The organism is Blautia sp. HCN-1074 (assembly GCF_037890165.1).
In the GTDB taxonomy this organism is placed as follows: Bacteria; Bacillota; Clostridia; order Lachnospirales; family Lachnospiraceae; genus Blautia_A.
This window is the reverse complement of sequence record NZ_JBBKBP010000028.1, coordinates 18,032-42,785: the sequence shown is the minus strand read 5'-3', so window position 1 is coordinate 42,785 and position 24,754 is coordinate 18,032. Positions and strand designations below refer to the sequence as shown.

20 protein-coding genes and 1 riboswitch are annotated in these 24,754 nt (G+C 39.3%); of the genes, 4 read left to right on the top strand and 16 right to left on the bottom strand.

The annotated features are described in order from the left end of the window. Positions 1–10: 10 nt before the first annotated feature. The 7 genes from WKT11_RS17335 to WKT11_RS17305 form a co-directional block, all read right to left on the bottom strand. On the bottom strand, positions 11–1,408 hold the full coding sequence (locus tag WKT11_RS17335; RefSeq protein WP_340285265.1) for an AAA family ATPase: 1,398 nt from the start codon (positions 1,406–1,408) through the stop codon (positions 11–13). 325 nt (positions 1,409–1,733) lie between these two features. Next, positions 1,734–2,336: an HDIG domain-containing metalloprotein gene (locus tag WKT11_RS17330; RefSeq protein WP_340285263.1), complete on the bottom strand. Its 603-nt coding sequence runs from the start codon at positions 2,334–2,336 to the stop codon at positions 1,734–1,736. A gap of 130 nt (positions 2,337–2,466) precedes the next feature. Continuing rightward, the gene (locus WKT11_RS17325; RefSeq protein ID WP_340285262.1) at positions 2,467–2,988 is read right to left on the bottom strand and encodes a cysteine hydrolase family protein; all 522 of its coding nucleotides are present in this window, start codon (positions 2,986–2,988) and stop codon (positions 2,467–2,469) included. 76 nt (positions 2,989–3,064) lie between these two features. Next, positions 3,065–3,544, bottom strand: a complete 480-nt coding sequence (locus tag WKT11_RS17320) for a DUF1653 domain-containing protein (protein ID WP_340285261.1) — start codon at positions 3,542–3,544, stop codon at positions 3,065–3,067. A 48-nt stretch (positions 3,545–3,592) separates the two neighbouring features. Continuing rightward, positions 3,593–3,934, bottom strand: a complete 342-nt coding sequence (locus WKT11_RS17315; RefSeq protein WP_118137311.1) for an arsenate reductase family protein — start codon at positions 3,932–3,934, stop codon at positions 3,593–3,595. Positions 3,935–4,033: 99 nt separating this feature from the next. Then, a complete protein-coding gene (locus tag WKT11_RS17310) occupies positions 4,034–6,499 on the bottom strand; it encodes a S24 family peptidase (RefSeq protein WP_340285260.1) in 2,466 nt (821 codons plus the stop codon). Between the two features lie 260 nt (positions 6,500–6,759). Further along, on the bottom strand, positions 6,760–7,461 hold the full coding sequence (locus WKT11_RS17305) for a PIN domain-containing protein (protein ID WP_340285258.1): 702 nt from the start codon (positions 7,459–7,461) through the stop codon (positions 6,760–6,762). A 623-nt stretch (positions 7,462–8,084) separates the two neighbouring features. Here WKT11_RS17305 and pckA point away from each other — a divergent pair. Further along, positions 8,085–9,689: a phosphoenolpyruvate carboxykinase (ATP) gene (gene pckA / locus WKT11_RS17300; RefSeq protein ID WP_019162276.1), complete on the top strand. Its 1,605-nt coding sequence runs from the start codon at positions 8,085–8,087 to the stop codon at positions 9,687–9,689. 137 nt (positions 9,690–9,826) lie between these two features. Here pckA and WKT11_RS17295 read toward each other — a convergent pair whose 3' ends face one another. After that, positions 9,827–10,738, bottom strand: a complete 912-nt coding sequence (locus WKT11_RS17295; protein WP_055052602.1) for a ketopantoate reductase family protein — start codon at positions 10,736–10,738, stop codon at positions 9,827–9,829. A gap of 176 nt (positions 10,739–10,914) precedes the next feature. Between WKT11_RS17295 and WKT11_RS17290 the strand changes: the two genes are divergently transcribed. Continuing rightward, on the top strand, positions 10,915–11,964 hold the full coding sequence (locus tag WKT11_RS17290) for an RluA family pseudouridine synthase (RefSeq protein ID WP_118569819.1): 1,050 nt from the start codon (positions 10,915–10,917) through the stop codon (positions 11,962–11,964). Here the strand turns inward: WKT11_RS17290 and ribH are convergent. The 5 genes from ribH to WKT11_RS17265 all read right to left on the bottom strand — a co-directional run bounded on the left by ribH (position 11,961) and on the right by WKT11_RS17265 (position 17,598). Beyond that, positions 11,961–12,428 carry a 6,7-dimethyl-8-ribityllumazine synthase gene (ribH, locus tag WKT11_RS17285; RefSeq protein WP_118590718.1) on the bottom strand — a complete coding sequence of 156 codons (468 nt, stop codon included), beginning with the start codon at positions 12,426–12,428 and terminating at the stop codon, positions 11,961–11,963. The genes WKT11_RS17290 and ribH overlap by 4 nt on opposite strands. Positions 12,429–12,561: 133 nt before the next feature. Then, complete coding sequence (locus tag WKT11_RS17280; protein ID WP_118411321.1) at positions 12,562–13,761, bottom strand: bifunctional 3,4-dihydroxy-2-butanone-4-phosphate synthase/GTP cyclohydrolase II; 1,200 nt, start codon at positions 13,759–13,761, stop codon at positions 12,562–12,564. A 164-nt stretch (positions 13,762–13,925) separates the two neighbouring features. Next, complete coding sequence (ribE, locus tag WKT11_RS17275) at positions 13,926–14,573, bottom strand: riboflavin synthase (RefSeq protein ID WP_340285256.1); 648 nt, start codon at positions 14,571–14,573, stop codon at positions 13,926–13,928. Then, complete coding sequence (gene ribD, locus WKT11_RS17270) at positions 14,554–15,663, bottom strand: bifunctional diaminohydroxyphosphoribosylaminopyrimidine deaminase/5-amino-6-(5-phosphoribosylamino)uracil reductase RibD (RefSeq protein WP_340285268.1); 1,110 nt, start codon at positions 15,661–15,663, stop codon at positions 14,554–14,556. Before ribD ends, ribE begins: the two co-directional genes overlap by 20 nt. Positions 15,664–15,907: 244 nt before the next feature. Continuing rightward, a riboswitch (FMN riboswitch) is annotated at positions 15,908–16,022 on the bottom strand. An 85-nt stretch (positions 16,023–16,107) separates the two neighbouring features. Next, positions 16,108–17,598, bottom strand: a complete 1,491-nt coding sequence (locus WKT11_RS17265; protein ID WP_340285255.1) for an AAA family ATPase — start codon at positions 17,596–17,598, stop codon at positions 16,108–16,110. A gap of 285 nt (positions 17,599–17,883) precedes the next feature. Here WKT11_RS17265 and trpS point away from each other — a divergent pair, with 285 nt between their 5' ends. Next, on the top strand, positions 17,884–18,945 hold the full coding sequence (gene trpS / locus WKT11_RS17260) for a tryptophan--tRNA ligase (protein ID WP_340285253.1): 1,062 nt from the start codon (positions 17,884–17,886) through the stop codon (positions 18,943–18,945). 82 nt (positions 18,946–19,027) lie between these two features. On the opposite strand, the gene WKT11_RS17255 is transcribed toward trpS, so the two are convergent. Then, positions 19,028–21,376 (bottom strand): diguanylate cyclase domain-containing protein, encoded by a 2,349-nt coding sequence (locus WKT11_RS17255; RefSeq protein ID WP_340285252.1) that lies wholly within the window; start codon positions 21,374–21,376, stop codon positions 19,028–19,030. A 229-nt stretch (positions 21,377–21,605) separates the two neighbouring features. On the opposite strand from WKT11_RS17255, the gene fliB reads away from it, so the two are divergent. Then, on the top strand, positions 21,606–22,862 hold the full coding sequence (fliB, locus tag WKT11_RS17250; protein WP_340285251.1) for a flagellin lysine-N-methylase: 1,257 nt from the start codon (positions 21,606–21,608) through the stop codon (positions 22,860–22,862). 48 nt (positions 22,863–22,910) lie between these two features. On the opposite strand, the gene WKT11_RS17245 is transcribed toward fliB, so the two are convergent. Both WKT11_RS17245 and WKT11_RS17240 read right to left on the bottom strand, forming a co-directional pair. Next, positions 22,911–23,474, bottom strand: coding sequence for an HD domain-containing protein (locus WKT11_RS17245; protein WP_119243970.1), 564 nt, complete (start codon positions 23,472–23,474; stop codon positions 22,911–22,913). Between the two features lie 14 nt (positions 23,475–23,488). Then, entirely contained in the window at positions 23,489–24,679 is a 1,191-nt protein-coding gene (locus WKT11_RS17240) for a phosphopentomutase (protein ID WP_119243969.1), read from the bottom strand. Positions 24,680–24,754 lie beyond the last annotated feature (75 nt).

Here is a 24,754-nt window from a genome sequence, read left to right as displayed (position 1 = left end):
ATCTCCTACGTTATTTATTTTCTTGCGAGCCAAATGCTTCACCTGACTCTCTGAATGCTAATGCAATCTCATAATAATTAGTTGGGTTATATACCGGTTCGCTTTGCTCTCCCAATACAATATCCCGATAATAAAAGTCTCTCAGATTATTGTTTACTTTCACATTTGTCAACCGAATATATCGGTTGTTTGGATTGGTGGTTGTGAACGCAATAAATCCTTTATCAATTGTCTCAAGAGGCCTGAGATTATGCGAAGTAAAAATCAGCTGACCATTCCCTTTTTCAGAAATAATATTTAAAAGTTCTCCCAGCAGATATTCAAAAATTCCAGAATCCAGTTCATCAATTGCTACCGTAATAGACGGATTATTATACACCACAATCAGTAATTGCAAAATTGAAACAATCTTCTTAATACCTTCCGACTCATATTGAAACGGAATTGCTTTTTTATTTTTCAATGACATTAACTGAATCAACCTTTCAATTTTACCTTCTTTGGAAACGACTGCTCCCAAATCCAGAACACCTATTGTCAATCCAGGAACTAATTGTTGTAAAACGATATTCATGTTATCAATAATCTCCTTTACAAGTTCCATGGCATTTTCCGGAATCGATGTCGGCATATTTAATGGAAGCAATAGGTTTCCAACTGCCTCAGAATTCTTTTCTTTATATTTGAATGCTAACGGCAAGGCATTCATATTAATCAGACCTTCATGTTCTGTATCTATAACAAACAGTTCCCTACTTCCAAATGTATATAAGCCATTAAGAATGTTTAAATATCTTTCAATTTTACAGTTCTTTCTAAAACGATTCATCATTTCTTTTGAAAATATAAACGATCTCGATTGTTCCTGAACCAGACGTTTGGTCAAAAAAAGTTCCATAATGTCTTCATCTATATCTTTCAAAAGTTCATTATATTTTGATTTAGGCACAAACACTTCTGATGTCCTTGTATCAATAAGAGAACTCTTACGAATCTTCTCTTCCTCTGATTGATAGCTAAAACTCAGTACCTCGTCAAAAATTTGTGCCTTGTATTTTGTTCCCGCATTCGCAGTAATATTGTCATCGCATTCCGAATCGTCTATTACCTTTTTCATTGAAAACTGATACCAGATGTTATAAATTTCTTCTCCCTTTTTCATTTTAAACTGGTATTTCAGAATAGAAAATTCTTTTTCAACATTAATGCAGTCTGCATATTTTCTCGGAATCGCCTTACCACATAACGAATATTTGAGTAATTGTATTACATCAATTAAGGCTGTTTTTCCAGAGCCGTTCTGACCATATAATCCAACTATACTTGCACGATATTTTTTTCTCCTGTTTTCAAAATCCAGCATGCCTTTTTGTATATTTTTAAAATTCTCTATAGAAATGCTTTCCATCCTGACAGTCTGTCCGTTCATAACGCCCTCCATACGAATATCACACTATATAATGATATAAAATATATGCTAAGTCTCTTTTTATATTGTACTACTATTTCACTTCTTTCTCAACTTTATTTTTCATTTTTGATACTTTTTGTATCGTTCTTATTTTTCATCATTCTTGTTATATTTTATTATCTGAAACTATTTTTCAAATATACGCTGATAACTTCTGCAACGTAAAAAAACAGACCATATATAGGTTTTTCCCCTACATACAGTCTGGTTCTCTGATTCCATCATTCATTTCTGGTAATAAGTCAATAAAGCAGACATTCAATTACTCTTCCGCATCCATCTCTGCCTTAATCTCATCCTCGCAGTCTGCCATTGCCTGCAGTGTCATAGTGAGCAGTTTCTGTAATTCCCAGCCGAGCTGGTCAGCGCCGCGTTCAATGACTTCTCTGGAGCATCCTGCTGCGAAGCCTTTGCTTTTATATTTCTTTTTCAGAGATTTCAGTTCCATGTCCTTGGTGCTCTTTGACGGACGCATCAGTGCTACTGCCCAGATCAGACCTGTCAGCTCATCGGCGGCGAAGAGAACTTTTTCCATCTCATGTTCCGGTGCTACGTCAATAGTTGCGCCGCAGCCTACTGTGATTCCATAACCATGTGATACGACTGCATGGATCACATCTTCGCCTACGCCTGCCTCGCGGAGCATTTCCGAGGCTTTGAGGCAATGTTCTTCCGGGTAAAGTTCGAAGTCGATGTCGTGGAGGAGTCCTACGATTCCCCAGTATTCTGCATTTTCACCGTAGCCAAGTTCGTTAGCGTACCATTTCATTACTGCCTCTACAGTCAGTGCATGCTGAATGTGAAATGGATCCTTGTTGTATTTCTTTAATAAAGTAAATGCCTCGTCTCTTGTAATTGTCTTCATTATAATGTCACTCCTCGTTTCTGAATCCTAACGCTGTTTTTTAATTCTCTGTCAAGCAGATAAAATCATCCGCTTCGCTACTTGCTCATAACCGAATACTGCTTCGCAGTTTAGCATTTAATTTGAACTTTTATCTCTCAATCTGAATCTGACATACTTCCATAGCTTTCAGTGCATTCTCATGGCTTTCCGGTGTTACGCCTGCGCAGCATTTCGCGTCTACAATGATCGGAACTTCCGGGAGGGATGCTTTAACGAGAAGTGCATTGGAAATTACGCAGATATCTGTACATAAACCTACAAATGTGATGCTTTCAATTCCCTGATCTTCATTCAATTGAACCAGTTCTCCAGCCAAATCTGTAGAACCAAAAGTTTCTTTATCGATCGGTTCTGTTTTTCTGAGTGCGTCTAATTCACTTCTGATCTGCCATCCTTCGGTATCTCTGATGCAGTGCGGTACCGGAAGTTTCTTGCCTTCCTGAGTATCAAGATAATATGTTTCGTGAGTATCTCTGGTAAAGAATACGGTTCCGTCAAAGTTTTTGATCTTTTCTTCCACATAAGGTACGATTGCTACTGCTTCTTTCGTTCCAAGAGCTCCATCAATAAAATCGTTCTGCATGTCTACAACTACTAATACTTTCTGCATTGTTTTTTCCTTCCGTTTCTATAAGCATTTTTATCACTATACAACAATAAAGTAAATTTGTACAGATTGATTCCTGTTATTTTGCCATAACTTTCTCAAATCTGTATTTCTGCTTAATATCAGGATATTTTTCTCTGTCTGCTTCGCTCATGAACATATCATATGGTCTGGCACAAATTTTAAAAGGTGCGTAAAGCGCCTGATAGATCATCAGTTTTTCGCCATTTTCTGTGTGATGGGCGACTGCCAGTACTTTGTAGAGATATTCGGATGTGTCTGCGGATACCCATTCTCTTTTGAAATGCTGCACGATGTCTCCTACGTGGATATCATGTTCCGGTGCTTCGGATCTGTTTGTCTCTTCTGCATCGTCTTCTTCTATTTCAGGTTCTGTGTTGAGTTCCATGTATTCCTCTTTATCAAGCGATACCGGAATTCCAGAACGGCCGTTGATATGCACACCGCCATACCAGGTGCCTGTGACCTCACAAATATCACCTACTTCGTATTCCATGCTGCAGTCATTATTTTTCTTTATGATTCTGATTTTTACCATTTTTATTTTTCCTTTTATCTCTTATCATTTTAAATACATTCACATTTTTTATTTCCAGTTTTTCCAAATCTCTGGCTGATATCCTACCGTTGCCTGTTTTCCATTTCTTACAACTGGGACTTTGATGATGCTCTGATTTTCTAGGATTTTCTCTGCCCTATCTTCTTCTGCAATGTAAGTAATAAGAGCCAGCAGATCTTTGTCTTTACTATTAGTATCTATCAGCTTGTCATATCCACCTACTGCCTGGCAAACAGACTGGAATTCACCTTTGCTCAATCCTTTTTCTCTCATATCAATAAACTGATACTTGACTCCACGTTCTTTGAAATATCGTTCTGCTTTCTTACTGTCGAAATTTTTCTTTGTTCCGAAAATCTGTATGTTCATAATGTTCTTCCTTTGTTTTTATTTTACGATCTGTTTGATAAAAGAACCAGACAAATATTCCAAAAACCTGCTTTCCTATTTGTCTGGTTCCATTATTTTTTACATATCATTATTTATTTTTTCTTCTTTTATTACTCCAATTGCATGTCCCAGTATCCTGATCTGTTCCGCGTCAACCATCATTGGTTCGTAATCCTTATTTTGTGAAATTAACAAAATTGTGCTTCCCATCTTCATGAATGTTTTTAATGTAACATTTCCATCCAGTTCCACCGCTGCAATCTGATTATTATCCACCACATTTGTCTGCCGTAAAACAACCTTATCACCATTATCAATTCCTACGCCTGTCATAGAATCTCCACGTACTGTGAGAAGAAATGTCTCATAAGGTGCAGAAAGCCATTCTCTGGGAAGACGGCATGTTTCTGTAATTCCCTCAACCATTTCAATAGGAACTCCTGCGGCTATTTCCGCAAACACAGGGCATGTAACCAGTTCGCTTGCGTTTAAAACTCTTTCTCCCTGTTTTTCCTGAATAATAAATTCCTCCGGCTGTTCATCATCACAGATATAGTGATGTTCTACACCCTTTACCAAATCTTTATACATATACTCTGTTATTCCGGATGCCAGCATGGAAAAATCAAACTTTGGAATGTCTTCTATTTCTGTCCCGGTCTTATCAATAATTTTTAATTCATTCCCATCCGTAATGATTCCATAACACGTTTCAGGACTGACAGCCATATAAGAACGCAGTTGTTCTTCTGCATGATTAATTCCAGATTGATATTGTTTAACTTCAGCCAGAATATACGGCACTTTTCTGTTATTACGATAAATCATAACTGCAATATCTGCAAAACCTGTCTGAGAAAAAGACTGTACTTTCCATTCTATTTCCAACAGTTCTGTTGGATAATGATAAACTTCTCGTAATTCCCGTAATAACCACTGACGAATTTTTTCTTCTTTATTATAGGGATCTGCAATTTTGTCCATAAACAGATAATTCTTTAATGGAATATCTGCCAGACAACGAAACGCTGCCTTTTCCTTCATTTTTAAGAACTCAGGCTCTATACTGGAAATAAAACGCGAAGCTGTTCCATGACAGCTCATATATAATTTTTCTGTTGCTCTTGTCATACCTACATATAACAATTTTCGTTCCATGGTTTCTACATAAGCGGCGTCTTCATTCTCCTGCAATAAATTTGGATTTGGAAGAATTTTTTCTGACAACCCTATCAGAATCACAATCTTAAATTCTAGTCCCTTAATTGAGTGCATAGTCAGAAGTTTTATTGTATCCTCTCCAAAGTTAATTCCCTCCTGTGTAGTATACAACGCTGTTTTTATATTTTTATCCATTTCATTTTGAAATTCTTCCAGAACTCTTTTCGTTCTGGCAACAATAGCAATTTCTTTTGCATCATACCGTTTCAGAAGTTTTCTCAGAAGTCCTTCTGTACCCACTATTTCTTCCTGAATTGTATGATATTGAGTAAAGATCGGATAGCTTCCCTGCTTATCAATTAATGACGGTTTTACAAAATTATCATCATTAACAATATCTGTATCTTCACTAATCAGACTGTATGCCGCCTCTGCAATCTGCGTAGTTGTACGGTAATTCTTTGCGAGAGATGTACTTTTTCCTGTCATATCCAGGCCAATGCTTGTAAAACTCCGTCCTTTTACAAGCCAAGATGTACTGTAAATACTCTGTGCTGTATCTGCCACAAACATAATACTGCTGTAGTCTTTTTCAGATTCATACATTTGCATCAGACATTGCAGCTGAACTCTGGACAGATCCTGACTTTCGTCAATAATAATATGTGTATATTTTTGTATTTTATGATTCCTTAGATATTTTAAAGCATATAATGCCACATCCTGAAAATCACAAAGCCCCTCAGCAAAGCATGCTTTGGTATATACTGCCATCAGTTCATAAATTGCCTGCCTGATTCGACTGTTTTTTTGCAGTTTTTGAGGTCCTTCATTGTTTCCTTTACTTCCTGTTCTGCCGATTCGGTCTGCTGACTGATAACTTTCATATTCCACATAATTACATGCCTTCATCCAGGCAATCTCATTTTTAAGAAAACCCAGATATTTGCTGTCTAAAATTTTAATATCCCCAAAAGTCTTTTTTACACTGTTAAGACTGCGCTGCCATATTTCATTTTCTTTTTGTTTTGAAATAAGCTGTAATTGTTTTTGATTTTCCTTACAAAATGCTTTGAAATAAGAAAACAGTAATTTATCTATGTTCGTTATTTTTACATTTTTCTGTATATCTAATTTATCAAACAGCCCATATTGATCTTCTTCATCAATCTGGCTGTATATATATTCGATATAATTGGTCAGGCTTTTATTATAAGTAACCATCAGGATTTTGTCATTTACATCATAGCAATAATTGTTAAGAAGAAACGAAATCCTATGTACTGCTACCGTTGTTTTTCCAGAACCTGCTACCCCTCTAATAATCGACTGCCCCATAGTAGAGCTTCGAATTAATTTTTTCTGTTCCAGATTTAATTGCATACCTTATCTCCTGTATCTAAAAATGTTTCAAAAATACGTATTTCTTCCTTTTTATTTCTATATATTACCATATACAGCAGTAAGTTACAATGTCGTCATTATGCAATTATATTTCACATTTTTTTCAAATTCTCACCACATATTTCTCACATTTTCTGGTTATATTATTACCTGTACAGAGCAAAGAGTAATTGCAATAAAACTTTTTCTTTTTCATACTTTTGCCGGGGGCTGATTCAGTTCCCGGCCTCCTTCTTTTTTCAGATTTTCTTTTTGATACGGCTGTATATACTTAAGCCTTTTTCCTGTCCGTATTTTGAAACGATTGTCTTGTATATCTGCTGCTTTCTTTGTTTGCCTTCCGTATTCTTCCCAACCACCGCAGACACATAATTTACAACTTCCTTTGACATTCCTGCATTGTTTAAAATCTGTTCTACTTCCTGCTGAGGTTTCTTTAACCCTACGTTCATGTCAATTATTTTTTTCTGCTGTTTAGATGCTTTCTGTTTTGGCTGTTTTCGTTCTTTTGGATTTACTTCCAATGTCTTTGCATTTTCAGGTTTAACGTCTTTTTGCTTATTATCTTTTTGTTTATTCTTTGTCTGCTTGTTGGAAATTTTATCAATTCTTACGACCTTCGCTTTCTTTTCCGTTTTCCAGAACTGAATAATCGGATCATAGCCGGTATCTTTGCTGACAATCACAAACTTACAGGATTCTTTCTGATCCATATGTTTTGCGCCTACCAGATATCCCAGGTAAGATCCCAGATGCATATCTGCTGACTGCTTTCCGGTCGGAACTTTGTGTGTGATCAGCTTCGCAGCTCCATGATTGCTGATAATATCCAGGTCTATTTTCTTATTGTTATTTGTATAAAAAAGATGAATATAATCAGATTCACCTAATTTTTCACATCCATTCAGACCTTCACACCCTACGTTTTCAAAATCAATCAAATAATATACTTTAATAATGTTCACCTTCTTATAAATTTATATTTCACTGAATAAATATTCTTATATCATCTATTCAGTAATCTAGTGTGCCGACAAGTTGATTCTTGAAGCAATCTTGCAGGATAAATTTTCTTATTTCAAGGCGGAAGAGAGAGGCGTAGCGGTGGCTATGGCGACCGACGACAACGCGGAAATAAGAAATTTAGACGCAAGATTGTTCGAGAAATCAACTTGTCGGTACACTAGTGCTTTCCCGTAATATGGGGATTCATAACATAAGCATTCTTTCTCTGCCATTACAGCAGATAATTTCTTCCTATTTTAGCATGTATCCTCCATCCGTACAACGCTAAATAAAATATTATCATATCTACGAATATGATTCCCATATTGCCGGCATAATAATTTTACATACCTTTTGTGAAAAGTGACGGATTTTTATCAGATTTAAGTTGATAAATCTTTAACAAAATTCAAAAAAAACGCAAAAATCCTGTTGATTTTAAGCGTTAAATATGTATAATAGTAAAAGAGAAGCGATACCCATTCGCTTTTATGGTAAGGTATCTTAAGCCTGTTTAAACAGGCGCTTTCATTAACGAAGAAAAGAGGTTAAACGTAAGATGGCAAAAATCGATTTAAGCAAGTATGGCATTACCGGAACTACAGAAATTGTCTACAACCCTTCTTATGAAGTATTATTTGAAGAAGAAACCAAACCGGAACTGGAAGGCTTTGAAAAAGGTCAGGTCAGCGAACTTGGTGCAGTTAACGTTATGACAGGTATCTACACAGGACGTTCTCCTAAAGATAAATACATCGTTATGGATGAGAACTCCAAAGATACAGTATGGTGGACAACAGACGAATACAAAAACGATAACCATCCTGCAACTCAGGAAGCATGGGATGCAGTAAAAGAAATCGCTAAAAAAGAGCTCTCCAACAAGAGACTTTTCGTAGTAGATGCATTCTGCGGTGCTAACAAAGATACTCGTATGGCTATCCGTTTCATCGTTGAAGTTGCTTGGCAGGCACATTTCGTAACAAATATGTTCATCCAGCCAACAGCTGAAGAACTTGAAAACTTCGAGCCAGATTTCGTTGTATACAACGCTTCCAAAGCTAAAGTTGAAAACTATAAAGAATTAGGCCTGAACTCTGAAACAGCTGTAATGTTCAACATCACAACTAAAGAGCAGGTTATCGTAAACACATGGTACGGCGGAGAAATGAAGAAAGGTATGTTCTCTATGATGAACTACTTCCTTCCACTGAAAGGCATGGCTTCCATGCACTGCTCTGCAAACACAGATATGAACGGCGAAAACACAGCTATCTTCTTCGGTCTTTCCGGAACAGGTAAAACTACTCTTTCCACAGACCCGAAACGTCTCCTGATCGGTGATGACGAGCATGGCTGGGATGACAACGGCGTATTCAACTTCGAAGGCGGATGCTACGCTAAAGTTATCAACCTTGACAAAGAATCTGAGCCGGACATCTACAATGCAATCAAACGTAACGCTCTTCTTGAGAACGTAACACTTGATGCTGAAGGCAAGATTGATTTCGCAGATAAGAGTGTAACAGAGAATACTCGTGTATCTTATCCGATCAACCACATTGAAAACATCGTTCGCCCGATCTCTTCTGCACCGGCAGCTAAGAACGTAATCTTCCTGTCCGCAGATGCTTTCGGAGTACTTCCTCCAGTATCTATCCTGACAGAAGCTCAGACTCAGTACTATTTCCTGTCTGGATTCACAGCTAAACTTGCTGGTACAGAGCGTGGAATCACAGAGCCTACACCTACATTCTCTGCTTGCTTCGGACAGGCATTCCTTGAACTGCATCCGACAAAATACGCAGAAGAACTTGTTAAGAAAATGGAAAAGAGCGGAGCAAAAGCTTACCTGGTTAACACAGGATGGAACGGAACAGGAAAACGTATCTCCATCAAAGATACTCGTGGTATCATCGATGCAATCCTTAACGGAGATATCCTTAACGCTCCTACTAAGAAGATCCCATTCTTCGATTTCGAAGTTCCTACAGAGCTTAACGGCGTAGACACAGGTATCCTTGATCCTCGTGACACATATGCTGACGCTTCTGAATGGGAAGTAAAAGCTAAAGATCTTGCTGGAAGATTCATCAAGAACTTCGCTAAATATGAAGGAAATGCAGCTGGTAAAGCACTTGTTGCAGCTGGTCCTCAGTTATAATTATAATTGCTGAATTAAAGTTAATTATAATTAAATTATAATTTTATTGTCCAAATGAGTACGAAAGGGATGCGAGTAATTCGCATCCCTTTTTCATGTTGTTTCGGTGGTCAAGCGGATATTCGCAATCCGCTTCGCTACAGGGCTCTGAGTTTTTCTGCCACTTTCTCATATGCGGGTACCGGAACGTGATATTCTTCTCCCATTCTTACTACTTCGTAAACTAATCCGTCAATTTCGGACTGTTTTCCTGCCATGATATCCCGCTGCATGGAAGTGGTTGCTTCCGGTGCGAGGTTGGAAAGGATTTTTAAATTTACTTCTGCCATATCTTTCTGGAAAGGAACTCCCATGGCTTCTGCAAGTGCTGCGATTTCTTTTACCATGGTCTTAAAAAGTTCTCTGGCTTCGCCTTCTTTCTGGAAATCTGCGGCAGTTGCGTGGTAATAGAGTCCTGCTGCCCCGATCGGGGATACATAGGAAAATTTCTCCAGTGCTTCACGGCGGATGTTTTCCGAAAGAGTCCCGTCGATATGACTGTCACAGAGGTCTTTCTGAATCTCTTTCAGTTCCGGTCGGAATTCTGCTTTGTCTCTTACGCCGAATACAATGTGCAGGATCTGTCCATGCTGGAGAAGTTTTCCCGGTTCTTTAATGTTGGCAGAAACATAGATGCAGCCGTCTGTTACCAGAAGATCCGGCAGTTCTTTCTGCATTTTTCCACCTGTTCCATATATATTCAACACTGGAATTACGATAGTATTTTTCCTGGCAATGCGTTTGATAAACGGAATCGTTTCCTGTAAGGAATAGCCTTTTACGCAGACAAAAATTACGTCCGGATGCTCTGCATAATGCTCCATATCTGTAGCAGGAATGCTTATGTTTTCCTCTGTTTTATCCCACATTTTCTCCAATGTAAGACCCTGTTTCTGGATCTTTTTCAGGTGTTCGCCTCTCGCGATCAGGGTTACGTCCTTGCCTGCTTTTTTCATATAATATCCGGTAACACCACCGGTTCCTCCGGCTCCAATGATTAAGTATTTCATATTTATTTTCTGCCCCGCTTTCATTGTTTTGATTCTTATATCATAGCACAATTACAATTTTTCTTCAGTATATTTTATGCATTACGCTGACATAATTTTGCATTGACAGTTTATTTTTTGCCCTGTAATATCAATGGTATCAATATCAGAATATATTACGCAGGAAAAGTATTAAGATGGAACGATATCTGGAATTTAGAATAGATGAACAAACTACAGAACTTAAAATGGAAGCATTTCTGAAAAAGAATGCAGGACTTACAAAACGGCAGATCAGCCAGGCGAAGTTTCGACCGGACGGGATTACCAGAAACGGAGTTCGCTGTCGTGTAACTGAGACAATATATCCAGGCGATGTGATCTGCGTTTGTCTGGAGGAAGCCGGGACTGCTTCTGCGCATCTTGAAAATTATAATGACGGAATCAGAAGTAAGGATTTGTCGGATTTCCATTCCAACAGAGCTTCAGCTCCAGTTTCCGAAACTTCTTTTTCTCTGAATATTTTATATGAAGATACGGATATTCTGGCGGTTGATAAACCGGCAGGAATGGTTACGCATCCAACGGGAATGCATTATACAGACAGCCTCTCCAATCTTGTTGCCGGTTACTTTCGAGAGAAAAATGAACAGGTCTGTGTCCGCCCGGTGGGGCGGCTGGATCAGGAGACTTCCGGGATTGTGGTTTTTGCCAAAAATCAGGTAGCAGCTTCAAGGCTTCAATCTGTAAAATCTCCATGCAAAATTCACAAGCAATATCTTGCCGCTGTATCCGATACTTTGCCTGTAGATATGCCTGGTGTCTGGCATACCTTAGATTTACCGCTGATGCAGGACCCGGAGAATCATCTGAAAATGAAAACTGCTGCTGATCTTTCCTTACATTCATCTGCATTATCGGGAAAAATCAAAACAGCAGTTACTCATTATCATACTCTTTTTTCCAGTCAGGACTGGTCGCTTATCACACTTAAGCTGGATACCGGACGTACCCACCAGATCCGTGTCCATATGGCATCCACAGGACATCCTTTGCTTGGAGATACTCTTTATCATTCAGACGATAAAATATCTTCCTGTGCTTCCTTTTCCAGGGCAGCCCTTCATGCATGGAAAGTTTCTTTTCAGCATCCTTTCAGAGATGAAATGCTCCTTCTGGAAGCACCATTACCTTTCGATTTTCGTGAACTGGTTTCACTTTCAGGGTCTGATCTGTTGTCTATTTAAGCTTCAAATTCTTTGATCAGATTTACCATTTCAATGGCACTGAGTGCACAGTCATAGCCTTTATTTCCTGCTTTTGTACCTGCGCGTTCAATTGCCTGCTCGATGTTTTCTGTGGTAAGTACTCCGAATAATACCGGAACTCCTGTTTCCAGTGATACTGATGCAATCCCTTTGGAAACCTCATTGCATACATAATCATAATGACTGGTATTTCCACGAATCACAGCACCTACGCAGATAACCGCATCATACTTTCCACTTTTTGCCATTTTAGACGCGATCAGTGGGATTTCAAAAGCACCTGGTACCCACGCTACCTGAATATCTTCTTCTTTTACATTGTGTCGTGTCAGTCCATCCATTGCACCGCCTACCAGTTTAGAGGTAATAAATTCATTGAAACGTGCTGCTACAATTCCTACTTTCATTCCTTCTGATACTAATTTTCCTTCTAATGTTTTCATTTTTTTAGTCCTTTCATCTGTAAATTTATATTTTTAACCTATACAGGTTTTTTTCAAAAATCGTCCTCTTTGCCACGCAGTTCTACACGGAATAACTGCTCGGCAGTTTATCAAAAAGAGCCTGCACTCTTATTTAATACTTCAGAATATGCCCCATCCGTAATTGTTTTGTTTTAAGATAGCGCAGATCATATGCTGTGGCATTCATCTGGATCGGAACTCTCTGATTGATCCTGATTCCAAATTCCTCCAACTGATAAACCTTATCCGGATTATTTGTCAGCAGGCGCAGCTCTTTTACTCCCAGATTTCTCAGAATCTGCGCACCAATATAGTATTCTCTTTCATCCCCCGCAAATCCAAGTGCCAGATTTGCTTCCAGTGTATCCATGCCCTGTTCCTGAAGTTCATAGGCACGAAGTTTATTGATCAGTCCGATTCCTCTTCCTTCCTGTCTCATATAAAGAAGTATTCCCCTTCCCTCTTCCTCAATCTGAGACATAGCTGCAGCAAACTGCTGTCCGCAGTCGCAACGCTGAGATCCAAAAACATCTCCTGTCAGACACTCCGAATGCACACGACACAGTACATTTTTTCCGTCTCCGATTTCACCTTTTACCAGAGCCACATGATGTTCACCATTAAGACGGTTTACAAATCCATATGCCATAAATTCTCCATATTTGGTAGGCATTTTTGTAGTCGTCACGCGATCCACCAGAACATCATGGCATTTACGGTAGTTCTGAATATCTTTGATCGTTATGAATTTCAGATTCCACTTTACGGCAAGCTCCCGCAGCTCAGAGGTCCGCATCATAGTACCGTCTTCTCTCATAATTTCACAGCAAAGCCCACACTGTTTTAACCCTGCAAGTCTGCAGAGATCTACCGTTGCTTCTGTATGTCCATTTCTTTCCAGTACACCATTCTTCTTTGCCAGAAGCGGAAACATATGTCCGGGACGTCTGAAATCTTCGGGTTTTGCATTCTCATCCACGCATTTCATGGCAGTAACAGATCGTTCCGCTGCGGAGATTCCTGTACTGGTACTGATATGATCTACAGAAACCGTAAAAGCAGTTTCATGATTATCAGAATTTTCCTCTACCATCTGTGGAAACTGCAGTTTTCTGGCATATTCCTCTGACATCGGCATGCAGATAAGTCCCTTTCCATGAGTAGCCATAAAGTTAATGTTTTCTGTTGTGGCAAACTCTGCCGCACAGATAAAATCTCCTTCATTTTCTCTGTCCGGATCATCCGTTACCAGAATAATTTTTCCATTCCGAAGTTCTTCCAGAGCTTCTTCTACTGAATCAAATCCGTTCATTTTTTCTCTCCTTATGCAATGTATTTTTCTGATACAATATATTTTTCTGTTGTTAAGAGGGCAAAATCATTCGTATTGGCTGCTTATCTGGTTCGTGTCAGGCAGATAAAACATCCACTGTACAGTTCTGCATCAATCGAATAACCGCTTTGTGATTAATTCTGTCAAAAGCCATACTTATTCAGAAAATCCCGTGTAATATTACTTTTTGTCGGCTGTTCTTTCACAGGCGTTATTAATTTTTCCACGTATTTTCCAATTATGTCTGTCTCAAGATTAACGATATCTCCTTCTTTGCGTTCTCCGAGGACTGTAATCTTTACTGTATGAGGAATTGCAGAAATGGAAAAGTCTGTTTCTGAGACTTTTGCCACTGTAAGACTGATTCCATCAACTGTTACAGAACCTTTTGTCACAATATATTTCATAATTTGTGGTGAAGCCTGAATGGTGTACCAGACAGCATTATCATCTCTGCGAATTTCCGTGATTTTTCCTGTTCCATCCACATGCCCGGCAACAATGTGTCCTCCAAATCTTCCATTTGCAGGCATTGCCCTTTCCAGATTTACATGCTGTCCCAAAGAAAGCTGAATCAGCGCAGAACGATTCAATGTCTCATGCATCACATCTGCTGTAAAACCATCTTCCAGACATGCAGTTACAGTGAGGCAGATTCCATTTACAGCTACACTGTCCCCTGTTTTCAGATCATCCAGAATTTTCTCTGCCCGTATCGTAAATACCGCTGAATTAGCTCCTTTTTTTATATTTTTTACAGTTCCCAGTTCTTCAACAATTCCCGTAAACATTTCTCTTCACCTCACTCTCTATGAGAAAATCATCTCCCAGTCTGATTATTTCGCTGTTTTTTAATAATACTGCGCTGGCAGGATCAGGAAATCCTTTTCCTTCCACCGGCGTCTTTGCTTCTTCGCCTCCTAAAAGTTTGGGTGCTATATAGGTCTGAACTTTCTGAACAATACCGCTTTCCAGTGCTGACCAGTTTAAAGAACCTCCTCCTTCCAGCAAGATACTGTCTATCTTTTCAGCTCCCAGAAGTTCCATTAATCTGTTTAAATCTATGTGTCCGTTTTTCTCCGGAACATACAGAACCTGGCATCCCAGTTCTTCATAATTCTTTATCTTCTGCTGGTCTTTACTGATGCTTGCAATGATTGTAGGAATTGTCGCTGCTGTTCTTACAATCTTAGATGTCAGTGGTGTTCTCAGATGGGAATCGCAGATAATACGCACAGGATTTCTGCTGTTTTCCAGTCTGCAGGTAAGCATCGGATCATCTGCCAGCACAGTTCCCACCCCAACCATAATTCCTGTATATTTCAGTCGCTGTTTCTGTACATGAATTCTGGCAGCTTCTCCTGTCACCCATTTGGATTCTCCTGTATAAGCGGCAATTTTTCCATCCATAGTCATTGCATATTTCATGACCACATACGGTTTTTTATTTTGGATGTAATAAAAGAATGCTTCATTCAATTTATCACACTCTTCTTTTAAAATATTTTCTGTTACTTCAATTCTATGATCCTTCAAAATCCGGATTCCTTTTCCTGCAACCAGTGGATTAGGATCTGATGATCCGATGATCACGCGTCTGATTCCGGCCTCCAGGATTGCATTCACGCATGGAGGCTGTTTTCCATAATGGCAGCAGGGCTCTAAAGTAACATATATAGATGCTCCTTCAGGTTCTTCCGTACATGCTGCCAGAGCTTCTCTCTCCGCATGGAGTTCACCGTATTTTCTGTGATATCCCTGACCGATGATCCTTCCGTTTTTAACGATCACAGCACCTACCATCGGATTAGGTGCTGTAAAACCCATTCCTTTTTGCGCCAGTTCCAAAGCCATTTTCATGTACTGCCTGTCCTGTTCCATATCCGTTATATTTTTCAATCCATCATCTCCTGCTCTTTTATAAAAATCCCATAAAATAAAGCCCCGGTGTTTTTCAACATCCAGGGCTTGGTAATTAATATTTGATATGAATTATCTTCCGATGAATCTGACTCTTTATTTCATCACTGAAATCACTTTAATTGATATAAAAAAGCTCTGGAATAAATTAATTATTCCAGAGCAGTCAGCTTTCACAGATCAGTTAATTCTTCTGTATCTCTACTGTTATCCTCTTTCATCCAGACTGTACTGTCGGCTTCGGAATCGCACCGAATCATGCCTTACGGCTCGTGGGCTTTACCACCGGTAGGGACTTGCACCCTGCCCTGAAGATCTTATTTTATTTTTATCAGCAATTTTTACGATTTACCTTGCTGATATCTGACAGTATACTCTCAACTTTTATCTCTGTCAAGATTTTTTTCAGGAAAGTAACCCTCTTACCATCTCTGCATTAAATGTCACACCTGTCAGGTGATCTACTTCGATCTGGTACAGGGCATTGGCTGCGATATGCTCTGCTGCCTGTTCCAGATCACGAATACCGCTTGTATTTTTATGCAATTCAACGATGGCATTCAGACCATCTTCTGTTACTACGCATTCTTCTGCCTTGAGGCTCATGCGTTTCAGAACTTTCGGAAGAACGTATTTGGAGAAGATGATCTTCTTCTCTTCTGATGTATAATCCGGGATATCGATCACCGCGAAACGGGACATCAGAGGTGCACTGATCTGAGATTTATCGTTTGCCGTAGCAATAGGATAAACGCCCACTGTGGGCACCATACATTCCATATAGTTATCTGTAAATCCAAGGTTGTCAAGCAGAGTAAGAAGTACGTCTGCAGGGTTTCCGTTGCCCTTACCTGACGCTGCTTTATCAAGCTCGTTGATAATAAATACAAGGTTGGATTCTCCTGCTGCTGAGAAAGCTTCCATGATGATTCCGGGCTTTGCGTTTGCATAGATTCTGGAACTTCCTGTAAGCTGTTCCGGATCATTGATGGAACTCATGTCCAGAGTTGTCCAAGGCAGTTTCAGGATACGGGCAACTGCGTATGCAATCTGGGATTTACCTGTACCTGCAGGGCCTACAAGGAGAAGTCCGTATGCAGGAAGTGTATGGGTACGGTTAATCTGGATGATGGTTTCAATGATACGCTGCTTTACAGATTCCATTCCGTAGAGTTCCTCATCAAGAATCCTGCGGGCTTCCTGAGGATCGATTGCCTCAAAGTAGTTACTCTTCCACTGTACATTCATCATAATGGAAAGTGCTCTCTGAGCATGGCGTCTCTCCTCCGATGATACCTCATGAGAACGGGCAACTGCAAGATTTCTTCTCGCCCAGAGGCGGATATTGTCCGGCAGGGTTCTGCCTGCGCAGGTCATAAAATCAATGATGCTCTGAATGCTTGTTAGCTTCATCTCGTCCCCTGTTTCTTCCTCATCTTCATCCTCAACAATCTCTGCAGGTGCACTGCTTGCAAGAAGTCTCTCGATCATAAACTGAAGAAATCCGTCCTCTGCGGAAAGTTTCGTGCCGCCGCCAAAAGCAGTTTCACGAATCTTATAAACTGCATAACCATTCTCTTTATTTTCTCCTGAAAGGCGCACATTGATATGATTCTCCCCAAGCCATTTCAGAAGACTTACAAATCTTGAATCAATACTGATGATATCTGCACTGAAAACTCCGTCATCCTCTTTAAATTCAAAAGATGTACGTTTAATCGGATTAGTAAAAATACCGCAGGAATGATGTTTCCACTGACGGCTGCTGTTATCCAGAATCATGATCGGTTTCTCAGGGGAAGTCTCCTTTTCATTAGACTGGAAAGTAGTGTAGGTACATTCAGACTGTACACCTGGTTTCTTGTCTGAAGCACCGCTGAAATCAAATACTGGCATGGTAAATACTCCTTTTATTTTATCCTTAATCAGTGTGTAATTTTTTATGTACAACTCTTTATTATTCTAGCAGAATCTTTTCTTTTAATCAATTCTGTAAATGTATTTATTGCATAATTATTCAAGAAATTATATCGTTAATGTTCACTCCGTTCACAGTAACATTATATCCTCATTTATTCCACCAAAATCATTGACGGTAACATCCGCAGGCTTTATAATAGGGATAACTGAGAATTTCCAGATATTCTCTGGAAAATCGGAATTTACTTTTAGGAGAGCAAAATGAGCAAAATTATTTTAACCGGTGACCGTCCAACCGGCCGCCTTCATGTTGGACATTATGTTGGTTCATTATCCGAGCGTGTTCGTTTACAGAACTCCGGCTTATATGATGAAATTTATATTATGATCGCAGATGCACAGGCATTAACAGATAATGCTGAACACCCTGAGAAAGTTCGCCAGAATATCCTTCAGGTTGCACTGGATTACCTTGCATGTGGTATTGATCCTGAGAAATCCACAATCTTTATCCAGTCTATGGTTCCGGAGCTTACAGAACTCACTTTCTACTATATGAATCTTGTGACTGTAGCACGTGTACAGCGTAACCCAACTGTTAAATCTGAGATTCAGATGCGTAATTTTGAAGCCAGCATTCCTGTTGGATTTTTCTGTTATCCGATCAGCCAGGCAGCAGATATCACTGCATTCCGCGCTACTACTGTTCCGGTTGGAGAGGATCAGCTTCCGATGCTTGAACAGTGTAAGGAAATCGTACACAAGTTCAATACTGTTTATGGCGAAACTCTGACAGAACCAGAGATCATTCTTCCATCCAATAAAGCCTGCTTACGTCTGCCAGGTATCGATGGCAAAGCAAAAATGAGCAAATCTCTCGGAAACTGCATCTATCTTGCTGATGAAGAGGCAGATGTCAAGAAGAAAGTTATGTCCATGTTTACTGATCCGAATCATCTTCGTGTGGAAGACCCTGGCCGTGTGGAAGGAAACCCGGTATTTATCTATCTGGATGCTTTCTGCAAACCGGAATATTTCGCAGAATTCCTGCCAGAATATCAGAACCTGGATGAACTGAAAGCTCACTATACACATGGCGGTCTGGGTGATGTTAAAGTTAAGAAATTCCTGAACAAAGTACTTCAGGCAGAGCTTTCTCCAATCCGCGAAAGACGTAAATATTGGGAACAGCATCTCGATGATGTATATGATATCCTCAAAGAAGGAAGTAAAGTTGCTGAGGCAAAAGCTGCTCAGACACTTCATGATGTACGTTCTGCTATGCAGATTAACTACTTTGACGATAATAGCCTGATTAAATAATTTCCCAGGATATAAAACAGGTTCAGATACGAAATATATTATTCGTGTCTGAACCTGTTCTTTGCTTAGCATTATTTTATTACTATTTTTCTAAATCCAGTTGTTTCTTTACAGATTTTCTCCGTTTCTTTTTTTCCTCATAGAGAGCTTTATCGGCATCTTTCAGTTCATCTGAGATTGCCAGTCCGCTACTGCATGTAACTATCGTGTATCCCACTGATAATTCCACATAATACGCTTTATCGGAATTCTCATTAAATGCTGCACTTTTCTTCTGGATCAGTCTACGAATCCTCTGTCCATCCTCAGCATTTCCGGGAAGCATTGCGCAGAATTCATCTCCGCCGATTCTTCCTATGATGCCATTTTCTCCCACCACAGATTTTAAAGTCTCAGCACATTTTTTAATGGCAAAATCGCCTTCTATATGTCCAAAAGAATCATTGATTTCCTTCAGGTGGTCCAGATCTGCAAACAGGATCAGCATCTCTTTTCCATCATTTTTTCTATTCATCTGAACTGCCTTTTCCATAAGTCCCCGGCGGTTCATACAGCCTGTTAATGCATCAGATTCCGACAGAAAGTTAAGGACTTCATTCTTTTCCCTAACTTCTCTGACCAGAGCTTCGAGTTTCTGCTGCATCCTTTTTTGCTCTTTCGACATCTGATACATACGCAGCATATTTCCAATCTGCCTGCTGATAAGATAAAATAAAGCCAGATTGGCAGGATTAATTTCCGCTGCCAGAACACCATATTGCATTTCTCCGGAAAAGAGACAAAGAATCGTCGCTACATAATTTTCGTTGTCTTTCTTTCTGCATATAACTCTTCCGTCCCTTGAATAATCCGTAGACACTTCCGGACGTTCATTCTCTTTATATGAAATAATCTGCTGTCCTATCTGATATGCAGCCAGATACATCTTATCTGGGCATTTCCATTCCTCATCTCTGTAATGAGCTACCGGTTCTTTAAAAATATAAAGATACGATGCTTTTGCGCTCAACGCGTTTAGCTTCACAAGTGCACGTCTATACATCTCCTGCTCATCATTCATATGACATATCATATCTTTGGAAATCAGTGGAACAAACCAGCTTTCCTGTTGAAAAGTACTGAAATGCTCTTTTTCACTTTTAATACTGTATGCCACGATCTTATCATTTAAGAGTCTCTTTCTCAGAAGTAAATTCTGAATGATCGTTCTGTCTGGCTTATCTTTTCGCAATTCTACCTGAATACATTCATCAACAAATTGATCCAGCACTTTCATAAAAGAATGTCCATTGAGCAGTCCGCCGAGTTCACTGTCAAACAATTTCTGCAGACCTCTCTTTATATTCTCTTCACTATCCGAAGCTCTGAAATCCACACTTAAAAGCAAACTCAGATAATCCCGTATTCTGCCCTTCAATTCTTTATTTGAATTGGCCGGAAGAACTTCCTTCAGCATACTGTCCAGATAACTCTCCACAATCGCTGTCCAATGAGTTTCTTTTCCAAGAATTGAAGTTTCCTCATAAGAATTTCTGTCTACTGAACATCCACATGACTCACGAATTCTTACACTCGCCGAAACTACCACAGAGTGGCATTTCTTTCCCTTGCACAATTCTACCGCGCCGATTATTGCCATATACCCCATATCAAAAGCATTCTGCAATACAGTTGTCAATGGCGGATTCATTGTCTCGGCAAGTTCCCAGTCATCAAAACCAGTAATCGCAATGTCCTTTCCGACAATCAATCCTCTTTTATTACATTCTCTATATGCAGTCTCTGCCATAACATCATTTGCACAGATCATTGCTTCCATGTCAGGGTATGCATCCAATAAATGATTTACCTGTTTCTGCACACATGATGAATAATCTCCATAAGCAATCCGCTCCGGTCCAAACGGGATTTCATATTTCTCCATCACATCATATACCGCCTGCCTGCGTTCCCTGGCGTCTGTATTTCCATGAGGTCCCGCAAGATAGGTAAAATTTCTATACCCATGGTCCTTTACCAGATGTTCTGCTATGGCATACATTCCATTATAATTGTCCGTAATAATGGATGTAGATGTTCCTGTTTTGTCCCTTTCTTCGAGAAGAACACGTGGCTTATCTCTATATTTCTCCAGAAAAGTTGCACTCTCTTTTTCATCCAGAAAAATACATAATGATCCATATGCGATTACCAGCACATCCAGGTCCGCAAATGCCTGATAATCATATGCGGCATTAAACTGGTAGTCATAATCATCCTCCACATCTTCTCCAAAATATGATTTATAATAATAGCTGCTGTGAATTCCAAGGAATAATATAACATTGACATCCATCGACTGTGCTGCATGAAAAATCCCCTGCATTAGATCCATCGTATGCGGTGAATTTGCATTTCCTATCATCACACCAATTGTATATCTCTTCTTCACAACTTTTGGCTTCCTTTCAAAAAGCTTTGATTTGTATATTATTTTATAATATTTTTGGTTCCCATTCAATATATTTTAGCTATTTCTGTCAAAAATAAATGCATTGTATTTTCTATTCGTTTCCTATACAATATTTTTATATCATAAGATAAGAAATGTTGTTGCTGTTCACATCATTCTCAGTAATACAACACTTTTCTTATCTGTCAGAAAGGAGTTATTTAGCGTTATGCAATTTACATTTCCAAATTATTATAAAGAATTCTCCTGCATTGCCGGTGCCTGTCCGGACACCTGCTGTGCAGGGTGGCAAATCGTTATTGATGATAAAACTTTGAAAAAATATCAGCACTTTAAAGGTCCGTTCCGTAACCGCTTACATAACGATATCGACTGGAAAGAACATGTTTTCCGACAGTATGATCGTCGCTGTGCATTTCTGAATGAAGATAATCTGTGTGATATTTATACAGAAGCAGGACCAAAAATGTTCTGCAAAACATGCAGAAATTATCCCAGACATATTGAAGAATTTGAGGGGTTACGCGAGATTTCCCTGTCACTTTCCTGCCCGGAAGCCGCAAGGATCCTTCTGTCTCAGAAAGATAAAGTAAATTTTATAACCAGGGAAAAAGAAACTCGTGAAGAAGTCTATGATGATTTTGATTATCTCCTGTTTACTGCATTGATGGATACGAGGGATATGCTGATAGCTATCATTCAGGACAGGACAATTCCTATGCAGAAGCGTCTGTGGAAAATACTTGCGATCGCACATGATTTTCAGCTGTGCGTAGATAAAAATGAGCTTTTTAAATGGGAAGATATAAGGAAACGCCATAAAGATTCCGGATACGGAGAAGAATTTTGCAATAAAATTCATTTTAAGATGAATCAATATAATAAAGAAAATACCGCAAATCCTTCAGAGAAAACAAATATAACTAATGCCTCAGATGTAGCCGATATTTCCGGCTGTCCAGATTATTCCTGTAAAATGAAAGAATTATTCCAGCAAATGTGGCAGACGATAGTTCCTGCCATGGAAGTCCTTCGTCCTGGGTGGAGAGACTTTCTGAATGAATCTCTGACTCCTTTATATACAGAAATTTCAGATGATTCGTCCGCAAAAGTAAGTCTTTATCCATATCAGAAAAGTGAATTCGATTATTACTACCCGGACTGGCAAATTCAGGAGGAGCAGCTTCTGGTTTATTGGATCTACACTTATTTTTGTGGTGCTGTTTATGACGATGAGATTTTCGCAAAGGTAAAAATGGCTGTTGTCTGTACATTATTTATCCACGAATTATCTGTTGGAATATACCTGAAAAACAACCGTCAATTTAGTCTGGAGGAGCAGATTCAGATTTGCTACCAGTTCTCCAGAGAACTGGAGCATTCGGATCTTAATCTGAACAAATTTGAAGAATTAATGTCAGAGAATAAGATTTTTTCATTTGAAAATCTGTTGAAAATTTGCTAAAAAAACTTGCTGTACATTGGTGTTTTCCCTCTGTGCAGCAAGTTTTTATTATTTGTCCATACCAGCTTTCTTTCTGGAGTCCTCTCTGACCATATCCCGCAGACTCTTCATATATTCACTGAAACTGCACTCTTTAGTTCCGTAGGTCATCTGTAGATCATATTCCAGCGGAATCCAGGTAGAAAGATCAGCCTCATTATGCTGAATCAATGCTTCTAATTTGTCCAGAGCCTTATATATTTTTGCTTCTAAAGTTTCCAATGCCTCCATCTCAGCAAACAGTTCTTTCAAATCTGTTTTGTACGGCTCTGGCAAAGTGTCCAGCAGTTCATCCATTACAGAATTTTCATGCTCTGAATCAGCAGTAGTTTTCTCAAACGCAGGAATATCTCCTGTAATGGCTTCTCCCATGTCATGAAAGATACACATCTTGATTACCTTATCAATATCTGCCTCAGGAAATTCATCCTGCATAAAATATGCCATCATAGTAAGCCGCCAACTATGTTCTGCCACACTCTCATGCCGCCCTGAAGATGTATAAGAATGTCTGGTATTACATTTTAATCTTTCCGCTATCTTCAAAAAATCCAGAAATGCTCTGCTATCCATATGTTTTCCCCTGATTATACTAACTTATCAAGAATAGAATGTCCGATTGTTCCCTCTGGCATTTTTACCTGAAAATTATCTGCAATAGTTGCCCCGATAATTGCAAATGTATCCTCTTCCTCTAACTGACCACCCTGTTCCATCTTCGGTGACCAGGAAATGAATGGTACATATTCTCTGGTATGATCTGTTCCTGTGTATGTCGGATCATTTCCATGATCTGCAGTAATAATCAGAAGATCATCAGATGTCATCTCCTCCATCAGAACGCCCAGATTATTATCAAATTTCTCGATTTCCTGTCCGTATCCTTCAGGATTTCTGCGGTGTCCCCAGAGTGCATCAAAATCTACCAGATTGGTAAAGCAAAGTCCATGGAAATCTTTCTTGCTGATTTCAATCGTCTGTTCCATTCCATGCACAGAGCTGTTAGAATGCAGTGCTTCTGTCACACCCTCTCCACAGAAAATATCATTAATTTTTCCTACACTGATCACATCGTATCCTGCATCTTTTAATGCATTCATAGCTGTTAATCCGGTTGGTTTAAGTGCATAATCATGACGGTTACTTGTACGTTTAAACTCACCTTTCTTCTTTCCAACATATGGTCTTGCGATTACACGTCCCACACGCCATTCATCTTTCATTGTAATTTCACGTGCGATTTCGCAGCAACGATAGAGGTTCTGAAGGTCGAATGTCTCCTCATTTCCGCAGATCTGCAGAACTGAATCAGCAGAAGTGTATACGATCATTGCACCTGTATTGATTTCTTCTTCGCCAAGTTCTTCAATGATTTCTGTACCGCTTGCGCTCTTATTTCCGATTACACGTTTGCCACAGCGTTTCTCAAGTTCTGCAATTAATTCAGGCGGGAATCCTGTATCTGTAAAAGTCTTAAATGGTTTCTCTGTCTTGATTCCCATCATCTCCCAATGGCCTGTCATAGTATCTTTCCCATTGCTGGCCTCACTGACACGCATAAAACGTCCCATCGGATTCTCTACCTTCTCCATTTTACCTGCCTGATGAAGATTTACCATTCCCAGTTTCTGCAGATTCGGAATATCCAGAGTTCCCATACGTTCCAGAATATGTCCGAAAGTATCTACACCCTTATCTCCAAATTTCTCTGAATCAGGCATTGCCCCAATTCCCAGTGAATCCAGAACGATCACGAATATTCTCTTATATTTCTCCATTTCACCATATCCTTTCTTTTTTATTTTACAACTAAGTAAGCCCCCACTTTATTCGCAAAAGTAATCTTTTACAAG